The organism is Paenibacillus sp. FSL R7-0189 (genome assembly GCF_037969925.1).
GTDB classification, from domain to species: Bacteria; Bacillota; Bacilli; order Paenibacillales; family Paenibacillaceae; genus Paenibacillus_AQ; species Paenibacillus_AQ odorifer.
Window position 1 is genome coordinate 3,601,517 of sequence record NZ_CP150223.1, and the last position, 21,866, is coordinate 3,623,382.

Annotated in this window: 21 protein-coding genes; 12 read left to right on the top strand and 9 right to left on the bottom strand. The window is 46.5% G+C overall.

Annotated features, from left to right (window positions below):
* Window positions 1–479: 479 nt before the first annotated feature.
* Genes wecB through MKY63_RS15695 form a run of 8 tightly spaced genes read left to right on the top strand, consistent with a single transcriptional unit; the run spans window position 480 to window position 7,439 of the window.
* On the top strand, window positions 480–1,574 hold the full coding sequence (gene wecB, locus MKY63_RS15660; RefSeq protein WP_036679706.1) for a UDP-N-acetylglucosamine 2-epimerase (non-hydrolyzing): 1,095 nt from the start codon (window positions 480–482) through the stop codon (window positions 1,572–1,574).
* Window positions 1,564–2,550 carry a polysaccharide biosynthesis protein gene (locus MKY63_RS15665; protein ID WP_036679704.1) on the top strand — a complete coding sequence of 329 codons (987 nt, stop codon included), beginning with the start codon at window positions 1,564–1,566 and terminating at the stop codon, window positions 2,548–2,550. Before wecB ends, MKY63_RS15665 begins: the two co-directional genes overlap by 11 nt.
* Window positions 2,547–3,386, top strand: coding sequence for an SDR family oxidoreductase (locus MKY63_RS15670; protein WP_036679702.1), 840 nt, complete (start codon window positions 2,547–2,549; stop codon window positions 3,384–3,386). The genes MKY63_RS15665 and MKY63_RS15670 overlap by 4 nt, the downstream gene beginning before the upstream one ends.
* Complete coding sequence (locus MKY63_RS15675; RefSeq protein WP_036679701.1) at window positions 3,383–4,354, top strand: NAD-dependent epimerase/dehydratase family protein; 972 nt, start codon at window positions 3,383–3,385, stop codon at window positions 4,352–4,354. The genes MKY63_RS15670 and MKY63_RS15675 overlap by 4 nt, the downstream gene beginning before the upstream one ends.
* On the top strand, window positions 4,351–5,067 hold the full coding sequence (locus MKY63_RS15680; protein WP_036679699.1) for a glycosyltransferase: 717 nt from the start codon (window positions 4,351–4,353) through the stop codon (window positions 5,065–5,067). The genes MKY63_RS15675 and MKY63_RS15680 overlap by 4 nt, the downstream gene beginning before the upstream one ends.
* 5 nt (window positions 5,068–5,072) lie before the next feature.
* A complete protein-coding gene (locus tag MKY63_RS15685) occupies window positions 5,073–5,648 on the top strand; it encodes a class I SAM-dependent methyltransferase (protein ID WP_036679697.1) in 576 nt (191 codons plus the stop codon).
* A 34-nt stretch (window positions 5,649–5,682) separates the two neighbouring features.
* Window positions 5,683–6,405 carry a glycosyltransferase gene (locus MKY63_RS15690; RefSeq protein ID WP_036679696.1) on the top strand — a complete coding sequence of 241 codons (723 nt, stop codon included), beginning with the start codon at window positions 5,683–5,685 and terminating at the stop codon, window positions 6,403–6,405.
* Complete coding sequence (locus MKY63_RS15695) at window positions 6,402–7,439, top strand: glycosyltransferase family 4 protein (RefSeq protein WP_036679694.1); 1,038 nt, start codon at window positions 6,402–6,404, stop codon at window positions 7,437–7,439. The genes MKY63_RS15690 and MKY63_RS15695 overlap by 4 nt, the downstream gene beginning before the upstream one ends.
* Window positions 7,440–7,515: 76 nt before the next feature.
* Here the strand turns inward: MKY63_RS15695 and MKY63_RS15700 are convergent, their stop codons facing one another.
* Window positions 7,516–8,583, bottom strand: a complete 1,068-nt coding sequence (locus tag MKY63_RS15700; RefSeq protein WP_036679693.1) for a glycosyltransferase family 4 protein — start codon at window positions 8,581–8,583, stop codon at window positions 7,516–7,518.
* Window positions 8,584–8,784: 201 nt separating this feature from the next.
* Here MKY63_RS15700 and MKY63_RS15705 point away from each other — a divergent pair, with 201 nt between their 5' ends.
* Window positions 8,785–9,822 carry a YhcN/YlaJ family sporulation lipoprotein gene (locus tag MKY63_RS15705; protein ID WP_051491082.1) on the top strand — a complete coding sequence of 346 codons (1,038 nt, stop codon included), beginning with the start codon at window positions 8,785–8,787 and terminating at the stop codon, window positions 9,820–9,822.
* Window positions 9,823–9,900: 78 nt separating this feature from the next.
* Here MKY63_RS15705 and nagA read toward each other — a convergent pair whose 3' ends face one another.
* From nagA to MKY63_RS15745, 8 genes are all read right to left on the bottom strand, one after another.
* Window positions 9,901–11,088 (bottom strand): N-acetylglucosamine-6-phosphate deacetylase, encoded by a 1,188-nt coding sequence (gene nagA, locus MKY63_RS15710; protein ID WP_036679691.1) that lies wholly within the window; start codon window positions 11,086–11,088, stop codon window positions 9,901–9,903.
* Window positions 11,076–11,804, bottom strand: a complete 729-nt coding sequence (gene nagB, locus MKY63_RS15715; protein ID WP_036679689.1) for a glucosamine-6-phosphate deaminase — start codon at window positions 11,802–11,804, stop codon at window positions 11,076–11,078. The genes nagA and nagB overlap by 13 nt, the downstream gene beginning before the upstream one ends.
* Window positions 11,804–12,682, bottom strand: a complete 879-nt coding sequence (locus MKY63_RS15720) for a MurR/RpiR family transcriptional regulator (protein ID WP_036679688.1) — start codon at window positions 12,680–12,682, stop codon at window positions 11,804–11,806. The genes nagB and MKY63_RS15720 overlap by 1 nt, the downstream gene beginning before the upstream one ends.
* A gap of 228 nt (window positions 12,683–12,910) precedes the next feature.
* A complete protein-coding gene (locus MKY63_RS15725; protein ID WP_036679686.1) occupies window positions 12,911–13,891 on the bottom strand; it encodes a LacI family DNA-binding transcriptional regulator in 981 nt (326 codons plus the stop codon).
* A 197-nt stretch (window positions 13,892–14,088) separates the two neighbouring features.
* Complete coding sequence (locus MKY63_RS15730; protein ID WP_235219431.1) at window positions 14,089–15,531, bottom strand: FTR1 family protein; 1,443 nt, start codon at window positions 15,529–15,531, stop codon at window positions 14,089–14,091.
* Between the two features lie 400 nt (window positions 15,532–15,931).
* Window positions 15,932–17,269 carry an iron uptake transporter deferrochelatase/peroxidase subunit gene (gene efeB / locus MKY63_RS15735; RefSeq protein ID WP_036679684.1) on the bottom strand — a complete coding sequence of 446 codons (1,338 nt, stop codon included), beginning with the start codon at window positions 17,267–17,269 and terminating at the stop codon, window positions 15,932–15,934.
* Between the two features lie 5 nt (window positions 17,270–17,274).
* On the bottom strand, window positions 17,275–18,162 hold the full coding sequence (gene efeO, locus MKY63_RS15740) for an iron uptake system protein EfeO (RefSeq protein WP_339809276.1): 888 nt from the start codon (window positions 18,160–18,162) through the stop codon (window positions 17,275–17,277).
* Window positions 18,163–18,957: 795 nt separating this feature from the next.
* Window positions 18,958–19,125 carry a hypothetical protein gene (locus MKY63_RS15745; RefSeq protein ID WP_169744806.1) on the bottom strand — a complete coding sequence of 56 codons (168 nt, stop codon included), beginning with the start codon at window positions 19,123–19,125 and terminating at the stop codon, window positions 18,958–18,960.
* Window positions 19,126–19,340: 215 nt separating this feature from the next.
* On the opposite strand from MKY63_RS15745, the gene MKY63_RS15750 reads away from it, so the two are divergent.
* The 3 genes from MKY63_RS15750 to MKY63_RS15760 all read left to right on the top strand — a co-directional run bounded on the left by MKY63_RS15750 (window position 19,341) and on the right by MKY63_RS15760 (window position 21,711).
* A complete protein-coding gene (locus MKY63_RS15750) occupies window positions 19,341–19,565 on the top strand; it encodes a LuxR C-terminal-related transcriptional regulator (RefSeq protein ID WP_019908812.1) in 225 nt (74 codons plus the stop codon).
* A gap of 166 nt (window positions 19,566–19,731) precedes the next feature.
* Entirely contained in the window at window positions 19,732–20,493 is a 762-nt protein-coding gene (locus tag MKY63_RS15755; RefSeq protein WP_036679680.1) for a SagB/ThcOx family dehydrogenase, read from the top strand.
* A 192-nt stretch (window positions 20,494–20,685) separates the two neighbouring features.
* Window positions 20,686–21,711, top strand: a complete 1,026-nt coding sequence (locus MKY63_RS15760; protein ID WP_051491081.1) for an AraC family transcriptional regulator — start codon at window positions 20,686–20,688, stop codon at window positions 21,709–21,711.
* The last annotated feature ends 155 nt before the right edge of the window (window positions 21,712–21,866 follow it).

Sequence of the window (21,866 nt, forward strand, 5' to 3'; positions counted from 1 at the left end):
AGCAACCTGAGCCAAATGAACGGTAAAAATCCCGCAAAATGAGCTCAATCCAGCAATCTGAATGCAATGAGCGGTATAAATCCCGCAAAATGAGCTCAATCCAGCAACTTGAGCGCAATGAACGGTATAAGTCCCGCAAAAAGAGCTCAATCCAGCAACCTGAGCCAAATGTACGGTAAAAATCCCGCAAAATGAGCACAATCCAGCAACCTGAGTGCAATGAGCGGTAAAAATCCCGCAAAATGAGCACAATCCAGCAACCTGAGCCAAATGAACGGTAAAAATCCCGCAAAATGAGCTCAATCCAGCAACTTGAGCTAAATGAACGGTACATTTCCCGCAAAATGAGCTCAATCCAGCAATCTGAGCCAAATGAACGGTACATTTCCCGCAAAAAGAGCTCAATCCAGCAACCACAGAGCACAGTCCGCTGACTGAGCCAAGTCAGACCATAATTAAACAGGCAGGGGAGTGAACTCATGAAGATCATGACGATTTTAGGCACGAGGCCTGAAATCATTCGCCTCAGTGTAATCATTCCGCTTCTCGACGAACATGCTGAGCGGCACATCCTGGTGCATACAGGCCAGAACTTCACCGCCAGTCTCAGCGGCATTTTCTTTACTGAGCTGGGACTGCGGGCACCGGATTATGTGCTGCAGGATAAACAAGCAGGACTAGGCGGTCAGCTTGCCGCCATGTTCGGAGGGTTAGAAAGCATTTTACTAAAAGAACAGCCAGATCGTGTCTTGCTTCTGGGCGATACGAACAGCGCGTTATGCGCGATTTTGGCTGAACGTATGGGAATTCCGGTGGTGCATATGGAAGCGGGCAACCGTTGCTATGACCTCCAAGTACCAGAAGAGAAAAACCGCCGTGTCATCGACGCCGTTTCGACCATTAATATGCCTTATACGCAGCAGAGCAAAAGACATCTAATCAGCGAAGGTTTCCCCAGCAGGCGTATCGTGTTAACGGGAAATCCGATCCATGAGGTCATGACCCATTTTGAGCACAAAATCCAAACTAGCGACATTCTGGAGCAGCTGAAGCTTACCTCAGGACAGTATTTTCTAGTCACGGCCCACCGTGCTGAGAATGTAGACGATCCAGAGTCCCTTGTACAAATTATGTCGGGTCTTAACGCAGTGGCTGAGCATTTTGGAATTCGTTTAATATGCAGCATTCATCCTCGCACTCGCTCCAAACTTACCGAGCAATTTTCCCTTCCAATGAACCCACTAGTTGAATTTCATGAACCTTTCGGATTTTTTGATTTTGTCTATTTGGAACAGCACGCCTTATGTGCCATCACCGACAGCGGGACTGTACAGGAGGAATGCTGCTTGATGAAAGTGCCAACAGTTACGATTCGCAGAACGACGGAACGTCCAGAAACAGTGGATTGTGGCAGCAATGTAGTCTCAGGTGTAGATCAGAAAAGTATTCTGCGCAGCGTCAAGCTGATGACGGCGCTCAATCGGGATTGGGAGGCACCGGAAGGATACATGACTCCGGATGTTTCGGTCAAGGTAGTTAAATTCTTGCTTGGAGGGAACCTGCATGTTCAATAATAAAAGGATTGTGGTCACAGGCGGAACTGGTTCCTGGGGGCATGAACTGATTAGGCAACTTCTGCCACAAAATCCTAAGGAAATCATCGTATTCTCCCGCAGTGAATCCGCTCAAGTGGCGATGAGCCGGGAGTTTGAAGATCAACGTCTCAGCTTTATCATTGGCGATATCCGTGACAAGGATGCGCTGATTGCAGCCTGCCGTGGCGTTGATTACATCTTTCATCTGGCGGCGCTCAAACATGTTCCAGTCTGTGAAGATCAGCCTTATGAAGCACTCAAAACCAATGTAGTGGGAACTCAAAATGTGATCGAAGCTGCCATTGTAAATGGCGTTGAAAAAGCAATTTACATCTCTACCGATAAGGCTGCGAACCCATCCAACTTCTATGGAATGACCAAAGCGATCGGGGAAAAATTGTTCGTTTATGCCAATCTGATTGGCTCAAACACCCGGTTCGTTACTGTACGCGGAGGTAATGTGCTCGGAACGAACGGCAGCGTCGTGCATTTGTTCATGAAGCAGATTAAGGATAAGGGTCAGGTACGCATTACGGATATGAAAATGACCCGCTTCTTTTTTACCCTACGCGATGCTATTACATTATTATTTAAAGCTTCTGAGGTTAGCTTGGGTGGAGAAATCTTCGTCATGACTATGCCTACCTGCCGAATTATAGATCTTGCTGAGGTGCTGATTGAAGCTTCCGGAGAGTCCAATGTGAGTATTGTCGAGACCGGGATTCGTCCGGGGGAGAAAATCCACGAGATTCTGATGAGCGATTTCGAAAGCTTAACTACCGTTGTCTACGATGAACAGTATCTAGTAATTCTCCCTACGCTGAACATGCCGGAATTAAAGGCACATTATAGCGCTTATCCTCATGTCTCTTTCAATAGCTTCAGTTCAGAGACGAATCTGATGGATCGGGAAGAGATCAAAAGCATCTTGATCCGGGGAGGGTTCCTGCAATGAAGCTGCTTATCCTAGGTGGAAACGGTATGGCGGGGCATATGCTGGCGGATTATTTTCGCCGCCAGGGCAAGCATCACGTCTTCCATACAACCCGGGATAAGAGCGATCTTGGCGGGCTGTATGTAGATGCGAACGATATAGCCGGAGTTGAGAAGCTGGTCGATATCGTTTCCCCTCATTGCATTATCAATGCAATGGGGGTTCTCAATCAATTCGCGGAGCGTGACAAAATTGGGGCTTACCACGTGAATGGCTTTCTCCCTCATCACTTGTGGCGAAAGGCGGAGGATGTTCAGGCAAGGCTCATCCATATCAGTACCGACTGCGTGTTCGAAGGAACACGCGGAGGGTACACCGAAGAGGATGCTCCTGATGGAACCTCTGTATATGCAATTTCGAAAAGCCTCGGTGAGGTGCAAAAACCCGGGCATCTTACGATTCGCACTTCCATTATTGGCCCCGAAATCCGCTCAGGCGGTATTGGTCTGATGGATTGGTTCCTGGCGCAGAGTGGTAAAGTTTCAGGATACCGGCGGGTGATGTGGAACGGGGTCACAACGCTCCAATTAGCCAAAGCAGTGGATGTAATGCTGGATTCCTCCGTATCGGGGCTGATCCATTTAGCGCATCCAGAGCCAGTAAGTAAATATGAGCTGCTTCAGCATATTCAGGCGGCTTTTCATAAAGAAAATGTGGAGATCATCCCTGAGGATGAACATATTCAGGATCGTACACTAGTGAATACAAGAGCGGATTTCCTCTTGCCGCTGCCTTCATATCCTTTAATGCTGCAGGAACTGGCTGACTGGATGAAACAGTCAGAGATGTATTTATGACAGGGCAAAGACTTCTGATTACCGGAGCCGGTGGATTCACCGGGCAACATGCGGTTCGATTATTTTCGGCAGGAGGGGCTGAGGTTATCGCTGTATTGCGGCCGCAATCGACAGCTGCCTCCACTCTTTTTCCAGAAGGAGTAAAGATATATGTTTGTGATTTAAGTGACCGGAAAGCAGTAGCTGAGATGATCAAGCAAACTGCGCCGGACGCTGTCCTTCATTTGGCTGGGAAGAACTCCGTACCCGAGTCATGGCTTAATCCCTTGCTTTATATGGAGACCAATGTGATGGCCACCTTATATTTACTAGAGGCAATGCGAAGCTTGCCGAGCAGTCGGATTCTAGTGGCAGGCTCCAGACTTAAGTTCAAACCGGGTGTGGTGGCTGGGCCACCACACCCGTATAGCCTTAGCAAAACAATAGAAGAGCTGGTGTCCCTCGCTTGGGGCACCTTATTTAAACAGCCGGTTCTGCTGGCTGAGCCGTGTAATCTGATTGGTCCCGGTCCTTCCACCGGTTTCTGCTCTTTATTAGCACAGCACATTGTTCGAAGTGAAGTCCAGCCAGATGAGGAAATACCTCCATTTAAGCTCTCTTCTCGTTATGCGCTGCGTGATTTTTTAGATGTTAGAGATGCCGTTAGAGCTTATGACTACATTTTGCGTAAAGGTACAAATGGAACCATCTATCGCATCGATTCGGGGAAGCAGCGGGAACTCGGGGAGATCGCGGAGCAGCTGCTCAGTCATTCTGTAGGACCAGTGCCAATGGACTGGGGACCTGCAGATGCTGAACGGGCTATTTCAGAGATCGCAGCCACAGCCGATAAGAAGGTTCATTCAGAAGCATCAACCCCTGAGGCTGATGTGTCTTCACTGGGCTGGCGTCCGGAGATTGGGCTTAGCCAATCGTTAATGGATATTTTGAATTATTACCGAGTTAACGGGGAGGGGAGGTTGTTATGAGACCGAAGGTTTCGGTAGTGATTCCTTTTTATAATTGTCCTTATATTGAACACGCCCTGCAAAGTGCGCTCTCCCAGTCTTGGGAACCTTACGAGATCATTATTGTCGATGACGGCTCGCACGCTCATAGCAATCTAATTACACCGTATCTCTCCCGAATTCATTATTTGGGCAAAGGCAACGGGGGAACCGCCTCCGCACTGAATCACGGCATTTTGAATGCAACAGGGGACTATGTGGTCTGGCTTAGTTCAGACGATTTATTTTATCGGGATAAGATCAACAATCAGGTTCTGTTCATGGAGCAGAACCACTTGTTAATCTCCTATACCAACTTTAATTATATTAACGCTCAATCGCAGCTGGTTCAGCTGAATGCTGCGCCATTGTTTCCTAGTCACCTGGATTACTTACGTTGTTTTTTACACGGTAATCCTATTAATGGCTGTACGGTGATGTTTAAACGAGAGGTGTTTGGAGCCATAGGGCTTTTTGATGAATCACTTCCTTACACACATGATTATGACTTATGGTTCCGCGCCATTCTGAACGGATATCCACCTGTGATGTTGAATCAATCACTTACAGCTTACCGGACTCATGATGGCATGGGAACGATCAAATATTTTGATGTAATTATGGCAGAGGCAGCTGCGACCAATGCCCGCTACAAGAATTCGCTGCAGCACTTGATTTCTTCTATGGGGGGCTGAAGGTAATGTACCGGGAAATTGAAGTGAATGACTTTCTGCCAGTCTTACTGGAACAGTTGAAATTCTGCGAGAGTATTCTGGATATCGGCAGCGGCACCGGTACCCTGCTTGAACGATATGAAGCCGCAGTAGTGCTTGGATTAGAAATTCACAGGCCGTACCTGCTGCATCGTCAATATAAGTCACCTCATATTATTCCGGTACATGCAGATGCCAGTCATATGGATAAATTGTTCCTCCCCAAAACATTTTCAGCGGTTACCTTTATTGATTCAATAGAGCACTTTAATAAAAATGAAGCGAAGACACTGCTCGGGATGGCCGAAAGAATCGCCAATAACCGAGTAGTTGTATTTACCCCTCGGGGCTTTTTTCCACAGGAGGGTATGGATCATTATCATTTGCAGGGGGAGCATTATCAAAAGCACCGGAGCGGATGGGAGCCGGAGGATTTTATTGCACTGGGGTATGAGGTAACGGTACTGAAAGGCTTCCATCATGCCCAAAACCCATCGTTTCGAGAAGCGTTCGGTGAAGACCATGCACCAGTAGATGCCTTGCTTGCTTGTAAAACAGTATAAAAAGTTGAGCTCCGGGTGAAGGAGGTGAGCGCGTATGAGTGAAGAACCTAAAGTATCGGTGATCATCCCATTTTATAACTGTTCGTATGTGGATCTCGCCATCCAAAGTGTCTTGAATCAAAGCTATCCGAATATAGAACTCATTGTAGTCGACGACGGTTCTACCCTATGGCTGGAGAAGTTGACTCCCTTCCGTGACAGGATCATTTATATACAAAAGGATAATGGCGGGACGGCCTCTGCTTTGAACAAAGGGATAGAAGTGGCTACCGGAACGTATTTTGCCTGGCTCAGTGCAGATGATCAATTTCACCCGGATAAAATCAAAAACCAAATAGAAAAGCTCAAAAGTACGGGCACTTTGTTTAACTATACAGCCTATTATTATATAAATGAGCAGGGAGAACGGATCTCAGATACGGTAAGTATGCTTTTTAGCAGCAGGGCCCATTTTATTGAGACTATGATGTTGGGTTGTCCGGTGAATGGGAGTACAGTTCTTCTTCATATGGATATATTTCGTGCTGTAGGAACGTTCGATGAAATGTTGTTATATACTCAAGATTATGATTTATGGCTGCGTATTTTACCGCATTTTAGCTGGTCTTATATTGAGCATCCGCAGCTTGATTATCGAGTGCATCAAGAGATGGGCTCAGTGATTCATAGTGAGGCGCAGAAAAGAGAGATAGAACTGGTACAAGCAAAACATCACGGGGTTCTATCGCATCTGCTGCTAAAGGAGAGAGGGGAATGAAATTAATATTTCCTGTTCTAACTCTATCTAGGGGCGGAGCACAACGGATGCTGGCAGAACTGGCTAATCGTCTGTCAGAGATCGGTCATGAAATTACGATCCTCTTGCCCAGCGATGGTGTCGTTGAATACGAGATAAATTGTGAATTGCGTTATGCGGCAGATGATGATTTGTCGGCCAGCGATTTTCCAGTGGGGGACGTGATTGTCTCCAACTTTTATACCACAGTCGAGGTATCGCAGCAGGCAAGTAATGAGGGGAAAGGGATTCATATTCGCTTAGCACTTTGCTACGAGCCCACTTTTTTACCTGACAATAGCCGTTCTTTTGCATCTTATAGTTTAACCAGCAATCTGCTCGTACTTTCCCGCTGGCAGCAAGAAATCGTCCAGATGAATCATGGCATTAAGGGGACAATCGTGCCCATTGGTGTGAATCCTGTTTTTAGAAACCTGAACATTCGTGAACCTGAAAATAAGCTTGTAGTTTCCGCGGTTATGCGAAAGCCGGAGGGAGGATTCTCAGGTCATCGTGAACAAGATTATTTGCTTGAACAGTTAAATCGGGTCAGAAGACTTCATCCAGAAGTTGAACTTTATTTGATTATTCCTCCTGGTGAATTTGCTGAGTCGACTACACTGCAAACTTTATTAATGGATGAAAGATATCATATAAGGACTCCTGCAAATGATACTGAACTTTGTTACCATTATAGTGAGAGTGATATTTTTGTAAGCTCAAGTACGTATGATACGGGATCGCTACCAGGCATCGAGGCTATGCGTTGTGGAGCAGCACTCGTTACTGTTTACTCCGGTGGGAATATGGAATATGGCAGGCATGGCCACAACTGCTTAATGTCCTACCGGTTTGAGAATCGGCTCGCGGATGATATCATAACCTTAATTAAAGACCCGGATTTACGCCAGCGGCTGGCTCGTAAGGGGGAGCAGGATTCACAGCATTTCACTTGGGAAAAAAGCACACAATTGTTTCAGAATGCACTGTTTGAGATCGTAGCGAGGAACTCTTAGTAATATGTCCTTAAAATATAAAAAACCTTCAGTACCACTTGAGAAGTGGCTTGAAGGTTTTTTTGCTTGATTTCGGTTAGAAGATGGCATATGAATTCATCATTTCACGAAAAGACTGCGCATACTTCTCGGTTCCGAAGCGTGAGACCATATATCCTCTTCCTTGCTGGCGGAGACCCTCTCGCAGAGGAATATTGTTCATAAGCTCCAGTCCTTCGTTGACGGCAGTTGGAATATTGCCAAGCGGGTAAAATTTACCCGTGACATTATGAACAATAAAGGATCTAACACCATCGGAATCTGTACTAAGTACTGGACAAGTGCAGCAAATCGCTTCGGCAACAGCATATCCAAATCCTTCTGTAATGGAGGTGGCTAACAGGAATCCACCAGAATTGGCTATCGAGGAATAATAAATCGGCATTACATGATTAGGAATATTGGTAAAAGTACTTAGACGATCATTCAGCCCTAAGGCGTGTAGCTCCTCCTGAAAGGATTGTTTTTGATCCTCTGCGGCTAAATTAGGATCATGGAACATCCACAAATGAAGATCTGGTTTATAAAGGCGAATTTCATGGGCGATTCTCAAGTATTCCCGCCAATTTTTATTGCTCTCTAGCCGGCCTACCCAAGCGATAACCGGATTAGCCGGAGGTTCAGCAGGGATATGCTGAAAGGACTGGACATCAACAATATTCGGAATTACATAACGATGCAGCCAGGGACAGATTTCAATAAACAGCTCCAACAAATGATCGGTTGGCGGGATTAGTACCGCATTACAATAAGAACGTAAATAAGGGACAGCATCTCTGATCAGAGTTTCCGCATGACTGCGTTTTCCAAGGCCTTGAGATTCGTATATCATAATACCGCGGTAACCGAGTTCACGCAGACGTTTCAGTAATAAATAATCTGATGTAACAATAATAGCATCGTAATTATGGGTATCCAGCAAATTTTTAATTTCTTCATCTGAAGATGAGACAAATACCGGAAAATTGGTCGTATTCTGGCCTGAACCCGGCATTAGATATAAAACATGGCATTCGATCCCACTTCGCTGGAGACTTTCACATCGCAGCTTATTTAATGTCTCCACCCCGCCACTCGGTACATAAAACGTAAATAGAACTTTCATGCACAAGCCTCCTGACTTTTGCGGAGCAATACCGACTTGTTGAGATATGGCTTACTGTTTATAAGATACGCCGATCTGCACTCGCGGGTGACGGTCAAAGTGGCATAGTTCCAAATCCTTTCAGGATAGCTTGTTCTTCAGAAGGTCATCCTAACGATCGTACACTGCACACATACAACATTAGAGATGGAGGATGAATTCATGTTGCGATCCAAGATCAGTATGTCAGTCTCAGCTGCATTGCTTCTCGGCTTGGTGAGTATTACAGGGTGTGGAACCAATACGGCAGAAAAATCTAATGTGCAAACCAATAGTGTCCGGGGAGTAAATGATGGGCGTATTGGTGTAAATTCCGTACGCGGTGGCACGCATAACATCACTAAGATGGAAGTTAGTCAGGAGCTTGCAGACCGGATTGCTGCTATGCCTGAAGTCCGTTCAGCGAATGTAATGCTTGCAGGTAAAAGCGCGTATGTAGCAGTAACTTTAAATGATGCAACTGCTGGCCTGCGTGCCAAAGGGACTCCATCGTATCGGGCAAAATCTTCAACCACTCCTCACAATTATGGACCGACTGGCGTAATGTCTGGTACAGGAAGAGTGAAAATTGGCCGTGATGGAATGAATGATACTGGAGCCGTAACAAATGGTATGAACGGAGCCTTAAGAGGTACTGTAAATACAGTTCCTGGTACAACAAGTACTGGACCGGCAACCAGAAATGGAATCAATGGTATGGGTAATTTGGGAGCGGGTATGTTGGGTACAGGTACAGGTACTATGGGAACAGGTACGACAAGAAACCATACTTATAATAATGGTCCTCTGCTGAACAGCGATGGCTCGAAACATGATGTAGATATGGGGATGGGAAAAGGTATGGGAACTGGAATGGGCATGGGCATGCGCAGTACCACTCCTAGTACCCATGATACGAATTACAGAAGTAATTCGACGCATATGTACAACACCAATAGCACGAATAACTCAAATAACACAAATAACACCATAAATACAAGAGAAACAGAAACAGTTACCAAAGCAATTAAAGATAAAATTGCTGCAGAAGTTAAAAAACATGATGCGAGAATTAAGGATGTATACGTATCAGCAAATCCTGACTTCGTGGAACGCGCTAATGTTTATGCTGAAGAGGCTCGTGCTGGTCATCCGATAAAAGGATTTGTGGATGAATTCCGTACCATGGTTGAACGAATTTTCCCAACACGTAATTATTAATGATTTTTGTGATCTAAATAAAAAAGCAACAATCTCACCATCTGGAGAGAATTGTTGCTTTTTTGTTTGGAGCTAATTTTATGAAGTGGTGATTGGACGTCCGCCGATCCATACGCCGCAAATATTAAATTCAGCATCAAGGCGCAGGATATCGCCGCGTTTTCCAGCCTCCAAGGAACCAATGCTACGCTCCATTCCAATGGACGCCGCTGGCGTAAGGCTTGCAGCACGGGAGGCTTCTTCCAAGCTGAGTCCTACCTCTTGGATCAGATAACGGAAGCCGCGAATCATCGTTAGTGTGCTTCCAGCTAGAGCAGCAGGATTATCTTTAAGGGTGGCGATGCCATCTTGAACGAGTACAGGTAAATCACCAATTGTATATTCACCATCACTAAGTCCAGTTGCAGACATGGCATCAGTAATCAGTAATAAATTGTTCTCTTTCTTGAGACGGGTCAATATAGAAATGGCTGCGGGATGAACATGAATCCCGTCGGCTATAATCTCTGCGCGAATGCGTTTATCGAACAAAATAGCGCCAGCCGCTCCAGGTTTACGGTGATGTAGGGGTGTCATCGCATTGAACATATGCACAGCTTGGTTAAGTCCAGCATCTGCTGCGGCAATAACCTCTTCAAAGGAAGCATCCGTATGCCCGAGCGCTGCAGTTATACCGTGCTTGCGCAGCCAGAGAATAGCTTCGAGGGCACCTTCACGTTCCGGAGCAAGCGTGACTTGCCGGATCATTCCTGGATAATCGTTCTCCCATTGTGCTAGCCACTCAATATTGGCAGGAACAATATGCTCTGGATTTTGTGCGCCGGACCATTTCGGGCTGATGAAGGGTCCTTCCAGATGCATGCCTGCAATTTGTGTGTAAGGCATTTCAGCAGCACGATAAGCGCTGACTTCGGAGAATACTTGGTCAATAGCAGACTTGGAAGCGGTCATGGTTGTAGCCAGCATTGTTGTTGTTCCTTGGGAACTATGGAACTTAGTGATGGCATTCAGCGATTCAGTATCACTGTACATAAAGTCGTGGCCAGCTCCACCATGAACATGTACATCTACAAATCCGGGGATCAGAAGATCCGTTGCTTGACCACTGGCAGGCCAATGAGCGTAACGCTCTGGGAGCCAAGCCGCATCGCCAGCATAGTGGATCTGCTCTCCAGATACGGCAATCACACCATGCTCAATTAAACCTTGGGGAGTCAGTACCTTACCGAACAGCAACTGTTCTAGTTCTTTATTTATTTCAGCCATTTGCCTGCTCCTTCATCTACGAGAACGATTACATTTGGATGGCTCTGCAGCAGGGATGCAGGGCATTGGGTTGTAATCGGGCCTTCAACAGCATTGCGGATGGCTTCAGCTTTGCCGGCACCACGAACTAATAAGAGGATTTGGCGTGCTTTTAGGATGCCTCCAATGCCCATTGTGATCGCTTGCCGAGGTACCTCGTCCAAACTGTCGAAGAATCTGGCATTCGCTTCCCGGGTATCATCAAGCAGGTCAACGACATGGGTTTTGCTGCTGAGGTTAGCATCGGGTTCGTTGAATCCAATGTGGCCGTTGCTGCCAATACCGAGAATCTGCAAGTCAACGGGTCCGTTTTCTTCCAGCATTTTATCGTATGCAAGGCATTCTGCTTCCATATCCGCTGCGTTTCCGTTAGGGATATGTGTCTGTCCTGGATCAATATCTATATGGTTAAATAATTGCTCGTTCATGAAACTGCGATAGCTCTGTGGATGGTCGACAGGCAAGCCGATATACTCATCCAGATTAAAGGAAGTTGCTTTAGAGAAACTCACAAGTCCTTTTTGGTGCATTTCAACCAATTTGGCATAAACACCAACTGGGGAGCTTCCGGTCGCAAGACCGAGCACGGCTTTAGGATTGCTTTGCAGTAGGCTGGCGATAAGATTCGCACCCGTTTGTACGAAATCTTCATCACTATGGAACTTTAGAATATTCATTAGGATTGTCCTCCTCGTTTGTTTCGGTATTGTTGGACATTGAGATAAGATTGCTCCAGTCTAGGAATAAAATCCCCAAAACGGGTGCTGACCATTCCAGTGAACAAAATATCAATGATGTGAAGCTGAGCTATGCGTGAGGCCATGTCTCCCCGGCGCATACCTTTCTCCAAAGATGAGGAGAATAGGGGGATATCCGCCAGAGTAGCCAAGGTGCTGCTGCCATAAGAGGTTAGTGCGATAGTGCTTGCTCCGCTAGCCTTCGCACACATCAAGGCATCAATGGTCTCGGGAGTCTCTCCCGAATAGGATACTGCGAACACGACATCACCTTCGGAGAGTGATGAAGCAGAGGTAATCTGCATATGGGAATCAGCAAAAGCAGTGCAATTTACGCCTATGCGGATCAGCTTCTGATAGAAATCCTGAGCAACAATGGAAGAGGTCGCCATCCCGTATAGATCAACGCGGCGTGCTTGGCACAATAAATTAACTGCTGCCTGCAGTCGCTCCAGATCTAACAGGGAAGTAGTGTCCCTGATGGAGGTCAGATGGTTCGTCTGCATCGCTTCCACAATCACGGAGAGTGGGTTGCCTGCTACAATATCTTGATAAGAAGAGCCACCATCCTGCGGCGCGGCATCACTATGAGCAATTTCTGCTGCCAGCTTCACCTTGAAGTCGGGGAAGCCTTTAAAATGAAGCACCTTACAGAAACGTGTGATCGTTGCCGGGCTTATTCCGCATTGTTCTGCTAATTCTGTAATGCCCATATGAACGATTTCGCCTGGTGAGGAGAGAATTCGTTCAGCCAGCTTTCGTTCCATTTGAGAGAGCTTGGCCTTCTCATGCTCGAGTGCATGCAGTATTGGGGACATCCATTCATCCACCTCGTTTCAATGGGGTATTGAAATTATTTTTATAATTATTAACTAAATGTAGAAAATTATTTTCATACTTAGGATAAAACAAATTCCATTCGGAAGCAAGGGATAAAAATGAATACTTGAGGGGAATATGCAAAAATAAAAAACGGCCTACTCGCAGAAGGCTGCAAAGTGGACCGTTAAATGATGTAATTACGGAGATATAAGATAAAAGGGATGCTATACTGTATTGCGTTCTATAATACGGTACTCAAGCTTGCGGTGAACGGGTTGTCCATCATTTCGCTGGATCTGATCATAGATAATCCGAAAAGCGGATATGCCCATTTCAGTTAACTGATTATCTACAGTGGTCAGACCTAACGTTCGGCCGATAGGCTGATCATCAAATCCGATGACGGCCAGATCCTCAGGAATGCGGATACCCTTTTTCCAAGCTTCGATGATTAAACCGGCCGCTATATGATCGCCTGCTGAAATAATCAGGGCATCAGGACGATTCTTCATCTGCAGCAGTTGGTGTAGTACGCGGGCACCGTCCTCTTCGGTCACACAGTTATAGATCATCCATTCATCAATGTAAGGCTGATCTGTAGCCGCCAGAAAGTCTCTAAAGGCAATTTGTCGGATAGAGCTGCTGCTGCCGTATGGTCTTCCTTCACAGTAGCCAATATGGCGGTAACCTTTATCATTCAAATATTGAAGGCCGCTGCGAAAAGCAGAATAATGCTCAATATATACAGAAGAAAATTGGCGTTCTCCTCTATCCTGACATACCACAATAGGGCCATAAGCTGTATATTCTTCAATAGCTTCTGAGCTCATTGTTGAAGAGACCATAACCACACCGTCAATTTCTTTATTGCGCAGCATCTCAAGCACCTTAATTTCTTCTTCAGTACGATAATCGGTTTGGCACAGAACGAGCCGGTATTGAGCCAGCAGTGCTTCTTGAGCCAAGCCTGCTATAATGACTGAGAAATAAAATAAGTTGGTATACGGAATAATAACAGCTATAGCTTGAGTCCGCCCAGTGATCAGATGCACAGCGTTCATATTACGTGTGTAGTTTAATTTTTCAATTGTAGTTAGAACTGCGGTTCGTTTGACTTCACTTACATAAGGGTGATTATTGAGCACCCGCGAGACTGTTGTCACGGAAACACCAGCCATACGGGCAATTTCTTTAATATTAGCCATTAGAGTACAACAGCCTCCCTTTGGTGCTTGTGTATAATCATTTTATTTTATCATATTGTCCGCAAATAACCTCCCAAATAAAAAGCTTGCTATGGAATCCATTTCATAAATTAGACTGTAAATGCAAGAGATTACCGGACTAAACCGGCGTAACCACAAGGGCGTGACGGACCGGTAGATCTATTGTATTAATAAAACTAAGCTGTTCGTGAAGCTTTTGGCGATCTGTTCCGAAGCAGCTCCCACACAATAAACAGCAGGACAAGCAGCTGTGGAAGCAAGGTTTCCCAAGTTGGATACATGCCAAGCCAGTTAATTGAAGGCAAGCCCTCTTGTACATGCGCAGGAAGTTTGCCAGCGACCTGAAGCGAGTGAATGCTCTCCCCAAGAAAGCGGAATACTAGGTAATAAATAAGAATTGTAGCTGTACGGAAGAAGGCGGCAATCGGTAATTTTGCACTCAAGGCAATCATTGCATAGCCTACAATACCAAGAATAATCAGAGCACATCCAATCCCAAGCAGTAATTGAGACAGCTTGATGGATGGAGCCATGCCCACATAAAAAATAGTAGTCTCTGCACCTTCACGTAAAATCGCAAGCGCTGCAACGGAGGACAGTGACCAAAGGTTTCCTTTGGCCAGCGCGCCATCAACTTGCCTACCCACGTAGTTGTTCCAGTTCGCAGTGTTTGATTTGCTATGCAACCAGCGTCCGATGGTGAGCATCATAACTACCGCGACAAGACCAGTAATCCCTTCAATCATCTCCCGCGCTCCCCCGGAAGCTGCCCGAGAAATGGTATAAGTGAGCACAACAGCCAATCCGATACTTGCGGTGAGGCCGACAGCTGCACCGGACCAGATCCATTTTTGCGCTTTGGCGTTGCCATCACGTTTCAGGTAAGCAAGAAGAGCTGACAAGACGAGAATAGCCTCAAGTCCTTCGCGCAACAGAATCAAAGCGGCATCCCAAGCATTATAAGTGGTCTCACCAGCCAAAGGCGTTAGTTCACTAAGCATATTGTCCATGATGGTTAAAGCTTGATCCAGTTTAGGTGGATTTGAGAGCAGGTAACCTGTGACAGCCGCACTCTCGTTTTCGATATTGTTGTAGACTGTTGGTGAGGCGATCTGGACTTGCCCTTCGGCAGAAGGCCAGGCTACGATGAATTGCTCCATGATGTTAGCGGCCTCTGTGCTGTTATTGTCTTTGGCAGCGGAGGATGCTTTGTTCAGGTAGTTGATTAATCCCTCTATAGAAGCTGGTTCACTGGAAGTGTCCCCAGCGTCAATGGTTTTGCCTTCACTGTAATCAGCCAGCAGCTGATATAGTGCTTCTGCTTCCGATTTCGCCGACGCCTCACGGAGCGGTTCAGCCTGCAGCGCAATCCGCAGCAGGCTTATTCGCGTCTCCAGCAGGCTGTAGACGGCGGAATCGTCCGCCCGGATGTTGCGCTCCGCCGGCTTCCATCCGCTGACGATGTCGCGGTACGCTGCCGCTGCCGCGCTCCAGTCGGCGCTGCGCGCCGCATCCCGCGTGAGTTCCGCCGCGGGCAAAAGCTTCGCCGCCGTCTCGCGGCCGGCGGCTCCAGTGTCACCGCCGACCGTGCCGGAGGCGGAGGTGACGTACGCGTCCACGCTTCTCGCGAGCGTGGACAGTGCGGTTTTGGCGGGCTCGCCGCCGCCCGCCGCAAGGGCTTTCGCCGCGTCTGCAAGCGCGGCGTCAACGGCAGCAGCCGGACCGGCGAGTGCCGGGTCCGGCGTGCCTGTGTTCGCGGTGCGCCACAGCGCAGCGAACACTTCTACATCGGCGGCGGCCGCGTCCCAGCGGCTCTGGCCGGCTTCGACGAGCGCGCTGCCGACCGGCGGCAGGAGCTCGTCGACCGTGCCATCGCCCTCCGCCCCCGCGGGGCTGGAGAGCAAAAGCATACACAAAAAGCCAAAAAGAATCAGCAAAGCAACCTTTGGCATTTGCCGTTTAGGATGCGTAAGAGATAACATCGGGATAATCCCCCTTCAATAATGGACAGCCATAAATTTAGCTTAGTAGTGTTTCCCCGATAAAGCCGCCACTGCGGATACCCGGGAAGCAGGCAAATACCGCGCTGCCGGTGTGAGTCATATATTCGTTCAGGAGATCAGTCTTAGAGAGGCGCTGCTGAATGGCAACGAATTGTTTCATTAAATCACGTTGAAAGCTAATGAATAACAAACCTGCATCAAGCTGTCCCGTGGTGACGTCCAAACCGCTGGAAAAAGAGTAGGAGCGGCGCAGCATTTTGACTGTACCGTCACCATGCGCCAATGCGGAGTGTGAATTCGCCGGAATGACAGGTTTCCCGAAAGCGTCCGCCGCTGAAAGATCCAACTCATCGAATTCATCCTTAGCTCCGAGTGGAGCTCCGGTGTGACGATAACGCCCGAAGGTAGCCTCCTGATCACTTAGCGAAGACCGATCCCAGACTTCAATACGCAGACGCACCCGGCGTACCGCCATATAAGTGCCGCCGCTCATCCAAGAAGGACCGTCACTGCTGCTGTTCCAGACCACTTTGTTCATTTCAGCGTTATCAGTTGTATCGGGATTGCCCGTGCCGTCTTTGAAACCCAAAAGATTGCGTGGCGTAGCCCCCTTGGGATCCGCTGCTCCAGTGCGTTGAAAACCTTCCTGTGTCCAGCGTAGTACAGCAGTCCCCCGGGCAATACGAGCCAGATTGCGGATCGCATGAAATGCAACCTGCAGATCATCGGCACAGGCTTGCACACAAATATCCCCGCCACACCATTTCGGATCAAGATTGTCACCCGCAAATGCCGGAAGATCGGCCAATAGGGCTGGGCGTTTCGAAGCTAAGCCGAATCTTTCATCAAAAAAGGAAGGGCCAACACCAAAGGTCAGCGTACACCGTGCAGGGTTTAGCCCGTCCGCTTCCCCGGTGTCTGAGGGCGGAAGATTGGGATTGTCATTTACGTCACCAATAAGCTCGCCAGTAGTAAGAGCGGCAGCGGCAGTGGTCCATGCTTGCATTAGTTTTTTCACATCGGCCAGTTTGGTTGTGGTGAAATCAAAGGCAGCAAAATAAATAAAGTTTTGTGCAGGTGTCAAAATTCCCGCCTGATGGCTCCCATAAAAAGGAATGGAACTGGAATCACCTTCTGCGGCTTTCGTTGGCTCAGCTACAGCATTACGCGCAGCTATAATTCCACCGACACCTCCGCCCCCTAACAAAAGACCAAGGCCAGTGGCGCCAGTAAGCCGCAGCATATCGCGGCGGCTTAATTTTTTACCAAATATAGGCTGATTCTTCGATTGATCATTAAGAGGGGGACTTTCAGGATTACCTGGTACTCCAGTGAACTTGTTATGTTTATTCATGAGGGTCACACTCCTAGAATAGTTCCCATGTTGGACAATGGCTCAGCCAAGGCGTCCAAATTCTGACTCAGTTTACGTACTTCATCTTCTTTCAGCTCTTCATAGGAAACATATCCATCTCCGGATTTGAAAGGGGCAAGCTCAGCTTGCAAGGCAGCGAATCGTTCACCAATGGTTTTTTCAAGATCGGCATCCTTTTTAGCTAGTTCTGGTTTTAACAGCTCGTATATCTTTTGCGCGCCCTCAACGTTTGCGACGAAATCATACAGGTCTGTGTGCGAGTAACGTTCTTCCTCTCCGGTTACTTTGGAGGAGGAGACTTCATTTAAAAGCTCAACAGCACCAGTTACGAGCAGATTCGCGTCGATCTCAACGGTCTCAACTTTCGCACGTAACAGCTGTGCATCCTTCAACAATTGGTCAGCAACTTCTGTCATATCTTTAGTTGTATTGTCCTGCCAGAGTGCTTTCTCAAGCTTGTGGAAACCGCGCCACTCTGCCGCATCTACATCATTTTCCCGGGCATCGATATTTGGGTCCAAGTCGCCAAGTGCTTCTGCAATAGGCTCAATCCGTTCATAATACATGCGGGCAGGAGCATAGAGCGCCTTAGCCTCATCAATCTTGTCCTCTTTTACAGCGTTGGTGAAACTCTCTGTTTGCTTAACAAATTCACCACATTGCTGGATGACGTATGTGCGATATTGATCTATAGCTGACGTGAAGTCAGCGGCGGCAGTCTCCGGTGTGTTGGTAGCCGCAGCAGTCGTCGGTGTGTTGGTGGCTGTAGTGCTGTTGGTAGCAGTATTTGTAGAATTGTTGTTATTGGCACATCCGGTAAATAGTATGGAGGCTGCAAGCAGACCTGCAGGCACCGCATAAGTAAATTTCATTAAAAAAACACCCCTTTTTTATATCTAAATGATAATCGTTATCAATTATGCTGGACTTATCATAAGTCCGTATACAATTACTGTCAATATAAAAATGTGATGTATCTCATTGTAATAATTGCCCGACAAAAAACTCCCAGGGTTGGGAGTATGGTTTGTGGTAATGTATCCGATTACAATTGAAAAAGCAGAATAGTAACCGCCCCAGCGAACAAGCGAACGTACACAGTACTATGTAATCGGCCCAACTATTCTCTTCGCATATTCAGCAACAACGAACTCAGCTCTAGCCCCAGCGAACCTTTGCGCGTACGCAGCAGTAAAGGCCCCAGCGAACCTTTATGCGTAGTCAGCAGTAACCGACAAGTTGATCTTTGGGCATACGCAGTAACTAAAGGACTCAGATGACACTAAATGCAGCATTATTCGATATTTGAGTCGCTATCGGACCGCATAGTCACTATTGACTTGAAAAGTACCGAATATGGGCCTGTTTCTAAGGAATAGCGTCACTGGAGTCCGAAACTTCGCTCAAAAGGCGATAAATTTGCAAATAACGCCATCTGGGTCCGAAAGCCTCAGTAGGGGCTGATGAATACACTATTGGAGCGGGCAGCCGACGGTCCACAACATAAAGCAGCGATTCCCATTAATGGCGAATCGCTGCTCTATATTGTTTACGATGTTTAAATGAAGCGAACCGTCTCATTTATAGTTAATTAAGCTGTTAATGCGACAGTCCCATTCTTTGAAGGTTTGATCTGCTTAAGAATAAGATCAAAGGTCATCTGCTTTTTATCGTTCATTATGGGATTCATGATCGGCAGAGGGTTGGTTTTCGAACACTTCTGCAGCTTCCTCTGCAGAAAATTCAGGTTCGAATTTACCTACGAGTGGTAATTTGTTTAATTTCGTTGTTTGTACTTCTGCTTTGGTGGGTTGATTGTTTTTTGAATGGCTCATACATACACCTCCTTTAATAAGGAACAACAAACCGTAGTTTGCCCTGAAAAAAGATGTTCTTATTCATGAAAATTTCAGGCTTTTGCATTTGAATGAACTAAGCCCATTTTATAATTGTTACAGCACCATTAACATCAACAATACATAATATGTTTTGACTGTATCCCTTTACCTTGTTATACCAAACAAACCCAGGGCAAGGAGGGGTGACACCATTGAAGGGGAACGAACACCACAGCAAATTTCTGTTGACTCATCGTGAGCGCGAAGTTTTTGAGCTTCTCGTGCAGGACAAAACGACTCGTGATATCGCTGGCTTATTATTTATCAGCGAAAAAACAGTTCGAAACCACATTTCCAATGTAATGCAAAAACTAAACGTTAAAGGCCGTTCACAAGCGGTTGTCGAGCTGATCAAGCTTGGGGAGCTGAAAATATAGCTGGCCATGTCTTCGGAAGTGACGCGTTTAAGCCTTCTTTTGCCCTTCGGGGCAAAGGGAGGTTTTTTGTTTACTCACCAAAACAACTGAAGAGTGAGTTAGATCACCGTATGATTTTTATGACATGATAAATTAGAGATATTAAGGTAGTTCAGGAGGATCTGTTATGACCAGATATGAACAACAAAGAAATTTTCTGAAATCCAATTTTCATGAATTCAAACATATCAAAACAGATAAGATCAAGGGAATTGCACAACCGCCAATTGTTAAGCCATTTGATTCAGATGCACTAATTATTGATTTGCCCAAGGTCAGCAAAGACGTTGTGAGTAAAGAAAATATTTTTGATTGTATAGATCAAAGAAGAAGTACACGGTTCTATTCTGAGGATACTGTGAGTCTGGAGGAGTTATCCTATTTATTATGGGCTACCCAAGGGATTAGCGGTATGAATAAGAACGGACTTACGCTGCGGACTGTACCCTGCAGCGGGGCGACGCACACCTTTGAAACCTATTTAATGATTATGCGTGTAGAGGGTATTGGGCAAGGGATCTACAGATATCTGCCTGTGGAACATAAGCTCTTATTTATGTTTGAATTAGATCAACTTGAACAAAAGATTGATGCTATTACTTTGGATCAGCCCTTTGTCCCTAACTTTGCCAAAAAGGCTTCTGTATTGTTTGCCTGGAGTACCACACCCTACCGCTCCGAATGGAAGTACGATATTTCTGCTCACAAAAAAATCCTCATCGATGTTGGACATGTCTGCCAGAACCTTTATTTAGCCAGCGAATCCATCGGTGCAGGTGCTTGCGCAATTGGAATCTATGATCAAAAGTTGATAGATGAGATTTTAGAATTAGACGGCGATGAAGAATTTGTTATCTATCTTGGTGCAGTTGGCAAGAAACGAGAATAGCTAGGAATGCTAGATATGTCTTTGAAGTGATGCGTGTAAGCCTTTTTCACCCTTCGGGGTGGGGAAGGTTTTTTGTTTATATTCCAGCTTATTTGCCCAACTGCTCAGTTTGAACGAAGAGGAAATCGTAATGTTTAATTGATAATCATTCTCATTGCATATATAATTAACCCAAAGTAAGAGGAAGCAGGGATGAGCATGGAGCGAAGCAATGGACTGAAAGAAGCAGAAACGATTGATGCCCATAAGACGCTTACATGTGAAGGGGTAGATTATAATTACCGTTTTAATGGGGCTCATTTTGAGATTAAACCCCCAGTCGAAATAGGGGAAGGCAGTTGCCGCAGCCTGCTTAGCCATGGGTATATCCAGATGACAGATTTTAATCTCCGGTTTAATCGGGATATCGAAGCAAAGGGCAATTTTAGCACTCCGCGTACGGAGCTGGCTTTCTGCATAGGGCATGGCATTGAGTGGGGGACTTCGCTGAAATCGGACTATTTTATTATAGATACGGGAGAAATTGCGCTGTTTCATGGCGGGGTAAGAAGTGAAAACTGCACATACCTGAGTGGGGCGGGGTACCGATTCATCAGCATAGATATGAGCCCGGCACAATTTGAGCGGATGACCAGTGGTCTGACCGAAGATACACGGCTTCGCATTGGAGCTGGTGCGGGTTTGTTTTTTGGAAAAAATAACATCACACCATCCATCCGCTTCATTCTGTCGCAGATTGCGGATTGTTCCTATAGCCATGGCATGCGTGAACTTTATCTGGAGGGCAAAATGCTGGAGCTAATGGCTGTCTATCTCAATGAATCTTTATATGAAGCAGAGCGGATTCCGTGCTCGGTCAAGCTGTCCAGAGAGGATATGGAGAGCCTGCGGCTCGCTAAGGAGATTTTGCAGCGTGATTATTTGCACCCGCCAACGCTTGCAGGCCTTTCTCGCATTATATGCCTCAATGAGTTTAAGCTGAAAAAGGGCTTTAAGGAAATGTTTGGTTATACCGTGCATGCTTACGTTATCGAACAACGGATGCAGAGAGCGCAGCAGCTGCTGGAACAAGGGAGTATGACTGTAAGTGAAGCAGCCTCCAGGGTTGGATACGGTAATGTGAGTCATTTCTCGGCAGCCTTCCGCAAAAAGTTCGGTGTGCGTCCAGGAGAATATCTGATCAGCGGCAGGCAGCGTCTCTTCGGTATTAAGTTGTAAGTCCGTATCCTCCTGCACAGATGCTCCTGTTTTGGTTAATTATAATCCCTTAAACGGTAGCAATCGTGAACAACGTTCCTATACACTAGTGCACAGAGAATCATTCTCAGTGCACTTTTTTTTGTGCGTAATTACCAAGAGTGGGGGAACAGCTG

Coding starts and splice junctions, on each gene's coding strand:
- nagA (WP_036679691.1), bottom strand. CDS start 11,088: ATGGCTGAAATAAATAAAGAACTAGAACAGTTGCTGTTCGGTAAGGTA.
- MKY63_RS15720 (WP_036679688.1), bottom strand. CDS start 12,682: ATGTCCCCAATACTGCATGCACTCGAGCATGAGAAGGCCAAGCTCTCT.
- MKY63_RS15725 (WP_036679686.1), bottom strand. CDS start 13,891: ATGGCTAATATTAAAGAAATTGCCCGTATGGCTGGTGTTTCCGTGACA.
- MKY63_RS15685 (WP_036679697.1), top strand. CDS start 5,073: ATGTACCGGGAAATTGAAGTGAATGACTTTCTGCCAGTCTTACTGGAA.
- nagB (WP_036679689.1), bottom strand. CDS start 11,804: ATGAATATTCTAAAGTTCCATAGTGATGAAGATTTCGTACAAACGGGT.
- MKY63_RS15680 (WP_036679699.1), top strand. CDS start 4,351: ATGAGACCGAAGGTTTCGGTAGTGATTCCTTTTTATAATTGTCCTTAT.
- MKY63_RS15760 (WP_051491081.1), top strand. CDS start 20,686: ATGAGCATGGAGCGAAGCAATGGACTGAAAGAAGCAGAAACGATTGAT.
- MKY63_RS15755 (WP_036679680.1), top strand. CDS start 19,732: ATGACCAGATATGAACAACAAAGAAATTTTCTGAAATCCAATTTTCAT.
- MKY63_RS15705 (WP_051491082.1), top strand. CDS start 8,785: ATGTTGCGATCCAAGATCAGTATGTCAGTCTCAGCTGCATTGCTTCTC.
- efeB (WP_036679684.1), bottom strand. CDS start 17,269: ATGAATAAACATAACAAGTTCACTGGAGTACCAGGTAATCCTGAAAGT.
- efeO (WP_339809276.1), bottom strand. CDS start 18,162: ATGAAATTTACTTATGCGGTGCCTGCAGGTCTGCTTGCAGCCTCCATA.
- wecB (WP_036679706.1), top strand. CDS start 480: ATGAAGATCATGACGATTTTAGGCACGAGGCCTGAAATCATTCGCCTC.
- MKY63_RS15745 (WP_169744806.1), bottom strand. CDS start 19,125: ATGAGCCATTCAAAAAACAATCAACCCACCAAAGCAGAAGTACAAACA.
- MKY63_RS15675 (WP_036679701.1), top strand. CDS start 3,383: ATGACAGGGCAAAGACTTCTGATTACCGGAGCCGGTGGATTCACCGGG.
- MKY63_RS15665 (WP_036679704.1), top strand. CDS start 1,564: ATGTTCAATAATAAAAGGATTGTGGTCACAGGCGGAACTGGTTCCTGG.
- MKY63_RS15690 (WP_036679696.1), top strand. CDS start 5,683: ATGAGTGAAGAACCTAAAGTATCGGTGATCATCCCATTTTATAACTGT.
- MKY63_RS15670 (WP_036679702.1), top strand. CDS start 2,547: ATGAAGCTGCTTATCCTAGGTGGAAACGGTATGGCGGGGCATATGCTG.
- MKY63_RS15700 (WP_036679693.1), bottom strand. CDS start 8,583: ATGAAAGTTCTATTTACGTTTTATGTACCGAGTGGCGGGGTGGAGACA.
- MKY63_RS15695 (WP_036679694.1), top strand. CDS start 6,402: ATGAAATTAATATTTCCTGTTCTAACTCTATCTAGGGGCGGAGCACAA.